Source organism: Streptomyces boncukensis, from assembly GCF_011045075.1.
Classification (GTDB): domain Bacteria; phylum Actinomycetota; class Actinomycetes; order Streptomycetales; family Streptomycetaceae; genus Streptomyces; species Streptomyces boncukensis.
In genome coordinates, this window is the sequence record NZ_JAAKZZ010000276.1 from 1 (window position 1) to 9901 (window position 9901).

Consider the following 9901-nt stretch of genomic DNA (forward strand, 5'->3'; position numbering starts at 1 on the left):
GGGGTGCCCCGGTGGCCGCCACCCCCGCCGCCGCACTCACCAGCTCGACTTGCGTACCCCCGGCAACTGCCCCGCGTGGGCCATCGTGCGCAGGTTGACGCGCGAGAGTCCGAACGCGCGCAGATGGCCGCGCGGGCGGCCGTCCACGGCGTCCCGGTTGCGCACCCGGGTCGCGCTCGCGTCGCGCGGCTGGCGGCGCAGCTCGCGCTGGGCCGCCAGCCGCGCGACGTCCGGCGTGCGCGGGTTCCGGACGATCTCCTTCAGCTCGGCCCGGCGGGCCGCGTAGCGCGCGACGACGACGCGCCGCTGCTCGTTCTTCGCGATCTTGCTCTTCTTCGCCATCGGTCGGTCCGTCTCCCTCGGTTCTCTCAGACCTTCTCGCCCCGCGCGCGGATGCGCGCGACCGCCGCCTCGATGCCGATGACGTCGACGGTCCGGACGCCCCGGGCGCTGAGCGTGAGCTGGACGTAGCGGCCCTCGCTGGGCAGCCAGTAGCGCTTGTGCTGGATGTTCGGGTCGAAGCGGCGGCGGGTGCGGCGGTGCGAGTGCGAGATGCGGTTGCCGAACGCCGGCTGCTTGCCGGTGAGTTGACAGTGGGCGGACATGGTACGGGGCTCCTCACTTATTGAAAATGATTGTCGTTTGTGTAGGGTAGCCGATATGGCCCGCAACGAACTACGCCCTGTGATCAAACTCCGCTCGACGGCGCGGACCGGCTACACGTACGTGACGCGCAAGAACCGCCGGAACCACCCCGACCGGCTGGAGCTGCGCAAGTACGACCCCGTCGCCCGCCGTCACGTCACGTTCCGCGAAGAGCGCTGAGGAGGCACCCATGAAGCCCGGAATCCACCCCCCGTACCGTCCCGTCGTCTTCCGCGACCGGGCCGCCGACTTCGCCTTCCTCACAAGGTCCACCGCCGCCAGCGACCAGACCGTCGAGTGGGAGGACGGCAACACCTATCCCGTGATCGACGTCGAGATCTCGTCCGCGAGCCACCCCTTCTACACGGGTGCGCAGCGCGTCATCGACACGGCGGGGCGGGTGGAGCGCTTCGAGCGCCGTTACGGACGGCGGGGAGCGGGCCGATGACGGACGGACCGCATGGGCCGGACGGGCCGGGCAGGCCGGACGGGCCGGGCAGGCCGGACGGGCCGGGCAGGCCGGACGGGCCGGGCAGGCCGGACGGGCCGAAGGGGCCGGAGGGGCCGGGCGGCGGGCCGGAGGCCGGGGGCCGCCGGCTGCCCGTCGTCCTTGTCGGCGGTCTGCACGCCGAAGCGCGCCGTGCGACCGTCGCGCAGGTGCTGCGCACCGTCCCCGGCAGCGCGGTGCTGCACCACGACCTCTCCGCCGCCGCGTCCGCCGGGACGGTGCGCCGCACCGTGCGCTCGTACGCCGGGACGCTGGACGAGGGCGAGGCGCCGCTCGTCAACGGCTGCGCGTGCTGCGCGCTGCGCGAGGACCTCGTCCCGGAGCTGCGGCGGCTGGCCCGCGCCGGTACGTGCGCGCTGGCCGTCGTCGAGCTGTGGGACTCCGTCGAGCCCCAGGCGATGGCCGAGGTCATCGCCGCGCACAGCGGTGACGAGCTGCTGCTGGCCGGTGTCGTGACCGCCGTCGACCCGGCACTGGTGCTGCCGTATCTGAGTATCGGCGACGACCTGGCGGAGGGCGGGCTGGCGGCGGCGCCCACCGACGAGCGCACCGTGGCGGACACCTTCGCGCGGCAGTTCGAGTACGCGCCCGTGCTCGCTCTCGCGGCCGGGGAGGACGCGGCGGACGCCGCCGATCTGGCCCTGCTCGGCCAGTTGCACCCGACCGCCCGCCAGATCCGTATCGGCGACGCCACCGACGCCACCACCGCCACCACCGCCACCGGCGGTGCCGCAGGCGGTGGGAGCGGGGGCGGCGCTCTGGTCCGGGCCGTGTTGGCCGGCGGCGCCTTCGACGTGGCCGCGGCGGCGGCCCGCCAGCACCCCGCCTGCGCGCTGCTGCCGCAGGCGGCGGACGGCGAGGGCGTGACGACGCTCGTCTGGCGCGCCCGGCGCCCCTTCCACCCCGAACGGCTGTACGCCGCACTCGGCGAACTGTCCTGCGCGGCGGCGCGCAGCCGGGGCCGGTTCTGGCTGGCCGACCGGCCCGACACGCTGCTGTCCTGGGACGCCGCGGGCGGCGCGCTGTGCGTGGACGAGCACGGCCCCTGGCTGGCGGCGCTGCCCGACGCCGCCTGGGAGATGGTCCAGCCGGTACGGCGGGCCGCCGCCGCGCTCGACTGGCACCCCGAGCACGGCGACCGCGGCCAGCATCTGGTGTTCACCTCTCCGGGGCTGGACACGGACGGGCTCGCCGCCGTGCTGGAGTCGTGCCTGCTCACGGCCGCGGAGTACGCCGGCGGGCCGGACGCCTGGCGGCGGCTGCCCGCCGCCTTCGACCATCTGCTCAGCCCCCTACCGTAAGGAGAACCGCGACCATGCCACCGCGCAGCAGGGCCGGTGCCCGCAAGCCGGCCAAGCCCCGCCCGAATCCGCTCGACGCCGCCGGGGTCACCTTCATCGACTACAAGGACACGGACCTGCTCCGTAAGTTCATCTCCGACCGGGGCAAGATCCGCAGCCGCCGGGTCACCCGGGTCAGCTCCCAGCAGCAGCGCCGGCTGGCCCGTGCCATCAAGAACGCCCGCGAGATGGCCCTGCTCCCCTACGCCTCCCGCTAGCGCGGCGTGACCGCTGCTCCTGTGACTCCCGACACGTTCCCGTGTGGTCACTCCGCGCAGAGGGCAGGTGCCGGGCCGGACAGCGATCGGACGGGATATCTCATAAGGTGAAAACCGAAGGGGTGCTTCCGGCCGGTCGCTAGACTGAGCCGACGCGGGGCCCGGCTGGAACGGCCCCGGAGTGAGTTACGAGGAGCGAGCACCAGTGGGCCTTGTCGTGCAGAAGTACGGCGGCTCCTCCGTTGCCGATGCCGAGGGCATCAAGCGCGTTGCCAAGCGAATCGTCGAGGCCAAGAAGAACGGCAAGCAGGTTGTCGTGGTGGTCTCGGCGATGGGTGACACGACGGACGAGCTGATCGATCTCGCGGGGGAAGTCTCCCCTGTCGCCTCCGGGCGCGAGTTCGACATGCTGCTGACCGCCGGAGAACGCATCTCCATGGCCCTGCTGGCGATGGCGATCAAATCCCTGGGACACGAGGCGCAGTCGTTCACCGGCAGCCAGGCCGGTCTGATCACGGACTCCGCGCACAACAAGGCGCGGATCATCGATGTGACGCCGGGCCGTATCCAGAGCTCCGTGGACGAGGGCAACATCGCCATCGTCGCGGGCTTCCAGGGCGTGTCACAGGACAGCAAGGACATCACCACGCTCGGCCGCGGAGGCTCGGACACGACGGCCGTGGCGCTGGCCGCCGCGCTGGACGCCGAGGTCTGCGAGATCTACACCGACGTCGACGGCGTCTTCACCGCCGACCCCCGGGTCGTCAAGAAGGCCAAGAAGATCGACTGGATCTCGTTCGAGGACATGCTGGAGCTGGCCAGCTCCGGGTCCAAGGTGCTGCTGCACCGCTGCGTCGAGTACGCGCGGCGGTACAACATCCCGATCCATGTCCGGTCCTCGTTCTCGGGCCTGAAGGGCACATGGGTCAGTAGCGAGCGGCCGGACGCCGGCCAGAGCGGGCAAGGGGAAGAGCCGATGGAGCAGGCGATCATCTCGGGGGTCGCGCACGACACGTCCGAGGCGAAGATCACGGTTGTCGGGGTGCCCGACAAGCCGGGCGAGGCCGCGGCGATCTTCCGTGCGATCGCGGACTCCGAGGTCAACATCGACATGGTGGTGCAGAACGTCTCCGCCGCGTCGACCGGTCTGACGGACATCTCCTTCACGCTGCCGAAGACCGAGGGCCGCAAGGCGATCAACGCGCTGGAGAAGACGCGCTCCTCCATCGGCTTCGACTCGCTCCGCTACGACGACCAGATCGCGAAGATCTCGCTGGTCGGTGCCGGGATGAAGACCAATCCGGGGGTGACGGCGACCTTCTTCGAGGCGCTGTCCAACGCGGGGGTCAACATCGAGCTGATCTCCACCTCGGAGATCCGCATCTCGGTCGTCACCCGCCAGGACGACGTCAACGACGCGGTGCGCGCCGTCCACTCGGCGTTCGGCCTCGACAGCGACAGCGATGAGGCGGTTGTCTACGGGGGCACCGGCCGCTGACTCGCGGGTGACTTAAGGGCAGAGACTCACTCCCCGTCTTCCTGCAACCCGCAGGGAGGCGGGGAGCGTCTTTGCCCCCACTGCCAGGAATTCCCGAGGCCATTGCGGGTCAAGGGGGCTGTAAAAATCGGGGCGTTGAGGAAGAGCTGGTACGCATGAGGGTATTTGGCGCAAATCTCGGAAGAGAGTCTCTCGCGTACAACCCTGATGGGGGGAAGCGTGTCCAGCAAACGTGGCAGAGGTACTCGGAATCGCAGCGGCCCCGGCGTGGCCCGGCAGCACCGCCGGAGGCATGCCCGTGATCGCCCCCTGGCCTGCCGCCCGTCCAGCACCGCTGACCGGACAGCGCGAGGACACTGACGACGCGATGGCAGCGGGCACCACAGTCGACCACCTCACCGAGACCTATCGCGCCCACTACAAGTCCCTGCTCGGCCTCGCGGCGCTGCTGCTGGACGACACCGCCTCCTGCGAGGATGTCGTGCAGGAAGCTTTCATCCGGGTGCACTCGGCGCGTAAGCGGGTTCGCGATCCGGAGAAGACCCTCGCGTATCTGAGGCAGACAGTCGTCAACCTCTCCCGTTCGGCGCTGCGCCGCCGCATCGTGGGCCTGAAGCTGCTGTCCAAGCCGATGCCCGATATGGCGAGCGCGGAAGAGGGCGCCTACGAGCAGCTTGAGCGGGACCAGTTGATACAGGCGATGCGGGGCCTCCAGCGGCGTCAGCGGGAGGTCCTGGTGCTGCGCTATTTCGCGGACATGACCGAGGCACAGGTCGCCGAGGTGCTCGGCCTCTCACTGGGCTCGGTGAAGGCGTACGGGTCGCGTGGGATAGCCGCCCTCCGCAGCGCGATGGAGGCGGAGTCATGAACGACGGCCCCATTCGTCCGGGCGACGGCGAGCCGGGTCAGCCCGGTGAGCCGGACCAGCCGGGTCAGCCGGGTCAGCCGGGTGAGCAGCCGCTGGAGCGGCGGGAATCGGAGGAGGCCCCGGAGCCCCGGGAGCGCGACGCGCCCCAGGAAGCCGCCGAGGAGGCCCACGGCACCGAAGAGACCCCGGAGGCTGCCCCGGATTCCCGTGAGGCCCCTGAGCTTCGGGAGACCCCTGAGCTCCGTGAGGCTCCTGAGCTCCGGGAGACCCAGGAGCTGGAGCAGGACCGGGACCCGGACCCGGACCGGAACCCGGACCCGGACGTGAACTCGGACTCGGACCGGCACCCGGACGCGGACGCGGACCCGGACTTGGATCCGGACGCGGTCCCGGCACGTGGCGTCACCGATCCGGTGGCGTTCGAGGACGAGCTCCGGCAGCTCCTCAAGCACAGCGTCCGCGGCATCGAGCCGTCTGCCGAATCCCTCGACGCCCTGCAGCGTGCTGTGCCCGCGCGCCGTACGCACCGCCGCCAGGTGCTGATGGGCGCGGTCGCCGCCGCGCTGGTGGTGATCGTGGGCATCCCCGCGGTGCTGTTCAGCGGTGTCGTATCCGGCGACCGCGAAAAGGAGCGCCCCGTCACCGCCGCCAGCAGCCACGGCCCGCACAAGGACAGATCCGGCGAGAAGCCGCGCTCCGGCGCCAGCCGGGACGAGGAGAAGAAGGACCGGCGCCAGAAGAAGGACCACAAGGAGAAGGACAGGAGTCCGGGCAGCAGCTCCGACCCCTCGGCGCCGTCCGGTGGGCAGGGGGAGAGCAGCGGCGCCAACCCGCACGACACCCTCGCGGCCAGCGCTCCCACCTGCGGTCGCAACCAGCTCGGCAACGGCACCGCGCAGTCCGGCGCACCGGATGCGCAGGGCAGGGTGTACGGCAGCTTCCGCGTCACCAACACCTCAGGCGACGCCTGCACGGTCGACGGCGAGGGCGTGGTCGGGGCCACCACCCAGGGTGTCAGCATGGCGCGGGCCCGGGTGCAGATCGTCGACCACACATCGGGCGACCCGGCCACGGGGCTGCCCGATCCGTCGGCGGAGAGCGACAGACTGGTGCTCGGGCCGGGGCACTCGTACGTGGTCCGGTTCGCCTGGATTCCGACGTCCGGAAACCCCTGCGTCACCAGTCCGCCCGAGCCCGAGACCAGCCAGGACGGTGCCACGGGCGACGGCGCGCGGGACGAGCCCAGCGCGGGCGCCGGCGAGAACGGCGGCCAGGACAGCGCGGGCGGTGCGGACTCGGGCGGCGGTCCCGGCGGCGGCGAGAGCTCCGGCGGCGACGGCGATGGCGGCGGCGACGGCGGTACGGGCGACGCCCCGAAGGTCGTCATCAGCCACACCCCGGACGTCGGGACGCCCGCGGTGGCCGACACCGTCCTCGACGGCGCCTGTGGCGGCACTGTCTACCGCACCGGCGTGCTGCCCGCCCAGTGACCCCCGGCGGGCGGCTGCCGGGGGTGCCGCGCGTACCGTGAAGGGGTGTACCGGTTCCTGCTGACGCCCCGCTGGTGGGGGATCAACGTCTTCGCCGTACTGGCGATCCCCGTCTGCCTGTTGATGGGGACGTGGCAGCTCAGCCGCTTCGACGCGCGCGTCGACAGCCATGAGCGGCAGCAGGAGAGCGCGGAGCGCGCCGCCCACGCCAAGGCCGAGCCGCTGAGCGAGCTGCTGCCGCTCACCGGGGACACGGTGGGGCGCACGGCGGAGGTCACCGGGCGCTATGACACCGGCCATCCGCTGCTGGTGCCGGACCGCACGCTGGACGGCGACCAGGGCTTCTACGTCCTGACCCTGCTGCGTACGGACCGCGGCGCCGGCGCGGGCGGCAAGGCCGTTCCCGTCGTACGCGGCTGGCTGCCCGGGGCGGCCGACCCCGCGCGCGTCCCCGCGCCGCCGCGCGGCGAGGTGACGGTGCGCGGGGTGCTGCAGGCGTCGGAGTCGCACACCAGCGCGGGGCCCGGGGCCGAGGGCGCGCTCCCCAAGGGCCAGCTCGGCTTCGTCAGCGCGGCCGGGCTGGTGAACATGGTGCCGTACGACGTGTACGACGCCTGGCTCACCGTCCAGGGCACCGCGAAGCCGCTGCGGCCGGTGCCGCCGGTCGCGCCCGACAACACCGGCCTCGACATGAAGGCGTTCCAGAACCTCGGCTACACGGCGGAGTGGTTCGTCTTCGCCGGGTTCGTGATCTTCATGTGGTTCCGGCTCTTCCGCCGTGAGGCGGAGCTCGCCCGGGACGCGGCGCTGGGTCTCATTCCGGAGCCCCAGGGGCAGCCGGAGCAGCAGGAGCCCCAGGAGCAGCAGGAGCACCCGGAGACGTCCGGGCCCCCGGGAGATGGCGCAGCGCGAAATCAATCTCCAGCCGCACCTGTTTGATCCGCTCCTCGACGACGAGCGAGCCGTGCCCCGCGTCGTAGCGGTAGACCTCGTGCGGGTGGCCGCGCTCCTTGAGGCGGTCGACGTAGTTCTCCACCTGGCGGATCGGGCAGCGCGGGTCGTTCACGCCGGCCGAGATGTAGACCGGCGCGCGCACCTTGTCGACGTAGGTGAGCGGGGAGGACGCCTCGAAGCGCTCCGGGACCTCCTCCGGTGTGCCGCCCAGCAGCGTGCGGTCCATGGACTTCAGCGCCTCCATCTCGTCGTGGTACGCCGTGACGTAGTCCGCGACGGGGACGGCGGCCAGACCCAGCGCCCATGCCTCGGGCTGGGTGCCGAGGCCGAGCAGCGTGAGATAGCCGCCCCAGGAGCCGCCCGCCAGGACGAGCCGCTCCGGGTCGGCCAGACCGGAGCCGACCGCCCACTCGCGCACCGCCTCGACGTCCTCCAGCTCGATCAGACCGACGCGGTGCTTGAGCGCGTCCGTCCAGGCGCGGCCGTATCCGGTGGAGCCGCGGTAGTTGACGCGGACGACCGCGAAGCCGTGGTCCACCCAGGCCGCGGGCTGCCCGGCGAAGGAGTCGGTGTCGTGGTGGGTGGGGCCGCCGTGCACCTCGAAGACGGCGGGGAAGGGGCCCTCGCCCGCCGGCTTCTGCACCAGCGCGTGGATCTTCCCGCCCGGCCCCTCCACCCAGACGTCCTCGACGGGCACGGACGGCGGGGCCTTCGCGCCCGGAGGGTCGAGCACCACGGCACCGGTCGTCGAGAGCACCTGCGGCGGCTGCTCGGCGGACGACCACAGGAACTCCACGGTGCCGTCGGGCCGCCCGGTGGCCGAGAGCACGGAGCCGGGGGGCGTCTCGATCCGTCTCAGCCCGCCCGTGCCGATGTCGTACCGCCACAGCTCGTCGCGGGCCTGGAAGCTGTGCGAGACCAGCAGCGCGCTCGCGTCCGGGAACCACTCGGCCGCCACATCACCGGGCAGGTCGAGGGCCAGCTCGGTGACCGACCCGGCGACCGGGTCCCAGATCATCGGCTCCCACCGGCCGCGCCGCTGGTGGCCGACGAGCAGCCGCGGATCCCCGGACACCGGTGCGAAGCCGAGCACCGTCAGGCCCAGCTCCTTGGCGCCTGACTCGCTGTCGTCCAGCTCGGCGACCGCCGAGCCGTCCGCGGTGCGCACGACGCGCAGCGCGGAGTGCATGGCGTCGCCGTGCTCGGTGTGCTCGATGACGAGCAGCGAACCGTCGTGCGACAGATCCCCGACGCCCGCGGACTCGCGGTGCCGGTAGATCTCGCGCGCGGGGCCGCCGCCGGGCGGGACGACGTGGAGTGTCGAGCCCTCCTCGTCGGTCGACCGCCCGATCACGGCCGTGCCGTCCCGGCCGAGCGCGAGCCCGGAGGGATACGCCGGCGGGAGGTCCGCCACGGCCTCGTCGGCCCCGCCGCCGAACGGCTGGCGCAGCCAGACGCCGAACTCGTCCCCGTCCGTGTCCGAGAACCACCAGATCCATGTGCCGTCGGGCGTCAGGGTCCCGTCGGTGGTGCCGTTCGGCCGGTCCGTCACCTGCCGCTGGCCGCCGCCGGCGCGGTCCCATGCGTACAGCTCGAAGGTCCCCGTCGCGTTGGACACGAACAGCGACCGGTCGGGCGCGTCCTTGGCCCAGGCGGGCAGCGACACCCGCGCGGCCCGGAACCGCTTCTCCCAGTCGGGCATCCCATCACTCTCACTCATGCGCCCATTGTGTCGCGGCGCGCGGAGAGCGCGTCGAGCCTGTGGATAACTCCGTCCCCGGCCGTGGGCCGCCCCCGCTCCCCGTCCCTCACTCCTCCTGCGAGTAGAAGCGGTAGAACGCGATCGGCAGCACTCCGGCGGCGACGAGCAGCCCGAGCGTCGAGGACCACAGGACGCTGGTGTTGGCGAGGCTGTGCAGATAGCCGACCGCCGCCCCGGCGGACACGCCCCAGGCCAGTGACCGCGGCTCCTTCGCCAGCCGCTTGGCGGGGTGGTGCAGTAGCGCGAACAGGACGGCGACGGCGAGCCCGGCGAGCACCGACCGCAGGATCTCGCCCCCGCTCGCGGCCTCGCCGCGGCGCTGGATGGCGAGCGCCCACAGCCCGTAGACGAGGCCCACCAGCACGGGGGCCGCCGCGGACCCGAGGGCGTGCCGGAAGGCGTCCGGCATCCGGGCGTGAGGTGTGTGTGAGGGTGTCTGTGCGTGTGCGTGTCCCATGCCACTGCCCCGCGTCTCTCGCTCCCCCCTCTGCCTCCTAATTCGTGAGTAGGCGGTTCCAGGGCAGCCCCGTGAAGGGCTGCTGGACTGACTGATGTGGATGGGTTTCGCGGTGGCCGCGTGGGCGCCGGATGGACTCCTGTGTTCTCCCGGCCCGCTGA

The 9901-nt window shown here is 72.3% G+C and carries 11 protein-coding genes and 1 pseudogene; 8 read left to right on the plus strand and 4 right to left on the minus strand.

What is annotated here, in order from left to right; all coding sequences use genetic code 11:
- Window positions 1–36: 36 nt before the first annotated feature.
- Together rpsN and rpmB are read right to left on the minus strand one after the other, a co-directional pair.
- The gene (gene rpsN, locus G5C65_RS23275) at window positions 37–342 is read right to left on the minus strand and encodes a 30S ribosomal protein S14 (protein ID WP_165300868.1); all 306 of its coding nucleotides are present in this window, start codon (window positions 340–342) and stop codon (window positions 37–39) included.
- Window positions 343–368: 26 nt separating this feature from the next.
- Complete coding sequence (gene rpmB / locus G5C65_RS23280) at window positions 369–605, minus strand: 50S ribosomal protein L28 (RefSeq protein ID WP_165300869.1); 237 nt, start codon at window positions 603–605, stop codon at window positions 369–371.
- 55 nt (window positions 606–660) lie between these two features.
- Here rpmB and rpmG point away from each other — a divergent pair, with 55 nt between their 5' ends.
- The 8 genes and pseudogenes from rpmG to G5C65_RS39475 all read left to right on the plus strand — a co-directional run.
- A complete protein-coding gene (gene rpmG / locus G5C65_RS23285) occupies window positions 661–825 on the plus strand; it encodes a 50S ribosomal protein L33 (RefSeq protein WP_165300870.1) in 165 nt (54 codons plus the stop codon).
- A gap of 10 nt (window positions 826–835) precedes the next feature.
- Window positions 836–1093, plus strand: coding sequence for a type B 50S ribosomal protein L31 (locus G5C65_RS23290; RefSeq protein ID WP_165300871.1), 258 nt, complete (start codon window positions 836–838; stop codon window positions 1091–1093).
- Window positions 1090–2454 (plus strand): GTP-binding protein, encoded by a 1365-nt coding sequence (locus tag G5C65_RS23295; RefSeq protein WP_165300872.1) that lies wholly within the window; start codon window positions 1090–1092, stop codon window positions 2452–2454. The genes G5C65_RS23290 and G5C65_RS23295 overlap by 4 nt, the downstream gene beginning before the upstream one ends.
- Before the next feature lie 14 nt (window positions 2455–2468).
- Window positions 2469–2711 carry a 30S ribosomal protein S18 gene (gene rpsR / locus G5C65_RS23300; RefSeq protein WP_165300873.1) on the plus strand — a complete coding sequence of 81 codons (243 nt, stop codon included), beginning with the start codon at window positions 2469–2471 and terminating at the stop codon, window positions 2709–2711.
- Between the two features lie 205 nt (window positions 2712–2916).
- On the plus strand, window positions 2917–4209 hold the full coding sequence (locus tag G5C65_RS23305; RefSeq protein ID WP_165300874.1) for an aspartate kinase: 1293 nt from the start codon (window positions 2917–2919) through the stop codon (window positions 4207–4209).
- 292 nt (window positions 4210–4501) lie between these two features.
- Entirely contained in the window at window positions 4502–5077 is a 576-nt protein-coding gene (locus G5C65_RS23310) for a SigE family RNA polymerase sigma factor (protein ID WP_165300875.1), read from the plus strand.
- Entirely contained in the window at window positions 5074–6567 is a 1494-nt protein-coding gene (locus G5C65_RS23315; RefSeq protein WP_241265992.1) for a hypothetical protein, read from the plus strand. Before G5C65_RS23310 ends, G5C65_RS23315 begins: the two co-directional genes overlap by 4 nt.
- 45 nt (window positions 6568–6612) lie before the next feature.
- A pseudogene (locus G5C65_RS39475) lies at window positions 6613–7500 on the plus strand (SURF1 family protein); the annotation flags it as partial.
- Here the strand turns inward: G5C65_RS39475 and G5C65_RS23325 are convergent.
- Both G5C65_RS23325 and G5C65_RS23330 read right to left on the minus strand, forming a co-directional pair.
- Window positions 7382–9241 carry a S9 family peptidase gene (locus tag G5C65_RS23325; RefSeq protein ID WP_241265993.1) on the minus strand — a complete coding sequence of 620 codons (1860 nt, stop codon included), beginning with the start codon at window positions 9239–9241 and terminating at the stop codon, window positions 7382–7384. The pseudogene G5C65_RS39475 and the gene G5C65_RS23325 sit on opposite strands and share 119 nt — an antisense overlap.
- 88 nt (window positions 9242–9329) lie before the next feature.
- Window positions 9330–9692: a hypothetical protein gene (locus G5C65_RS23330; protein WP_165300876.1), complete on the minus strand. Its 363-nt coding sequence runs from the start codon at window positions 9690–9692 to the stop codon at window positions 9330–9332.
- Between the last annotated feature and the right edge of the window lie 209 nt (window positions 9693–9901).

Excerpts from the sequence above, each read along its gene's own strand:
- rpmB (WP_165300869.1), bottom strand. The coding sequence starts at position 605 with ATGTCCGCCCACTGTCAACTCACCGGCAAGCAGCCGGCGTTCGGCAAC.
- rpsN (WP_165300868.1), bottom strand. The coding sequence starts at position 342 with ATGGCGAAGAAGAGCAAGATCGCGAAGAACGAGCAGCGGCGCGTCGTC.
- rpsR (WP_165300873.1), top strand. The coding sequence starts at position 2,469 with ATGCCACCGCGCAGCAGGGCCGGTGCCCGCAAGCCGGCCAAGCCCCGC.
- G5C65_RS23330 (WP_165300876.1), bottom strand. The coding sequence starts at position 9,692 with ATGCCGGACGCCTTCCGGCACGCCCTCGGGTCCGCGGCGGCCCCCGTG.
- G5C65_RS23310 (WP_165300875.1), top strand. The coding sequence starts at position 4,502 with ATGCCCGTGATCGCCCCCTGGCCTGCCGCCCGTCCAGCACCGCTGACC.
- G5C65_RS23290 (WP_165300871.1), top strand. The coding sequence starts at position 836 with ATGAAGCCCGGAATCCACCCCCCGTACCGTCCCGTCGTCTTCCGCGAC.
- G5C65_RS23295 (WP_165300872.1), top strand. The coding sequence starts at position 1,090 with ATGACGGACGGACCGCATGGGCCGGACGGGCCGGGCAGGCCGGACGGG.
- G5C65_RS23315 (WP_241265992.1), top strand. The coding sequence starts at position 5,074 with ATGAACGACGGCCCCATTCGTCCGGGCGACGGCGAGCCGGGTCAGCCC.
- G5C65_RS23325 (WP_241265993.1), bottom strand. The coding sequence starts at position 9,241 with ATGAGTGAGAGTGATGGGATGCCCGACTGGGAGAAGCGGTTCCGGGCC.
- rpmG (WP_165300870.1), top strand. The coding sequence starts at position 661 with ATGGCCCGCAACGAACTACGCCCTGTGATCAAACTCCGCTCGACGGCG.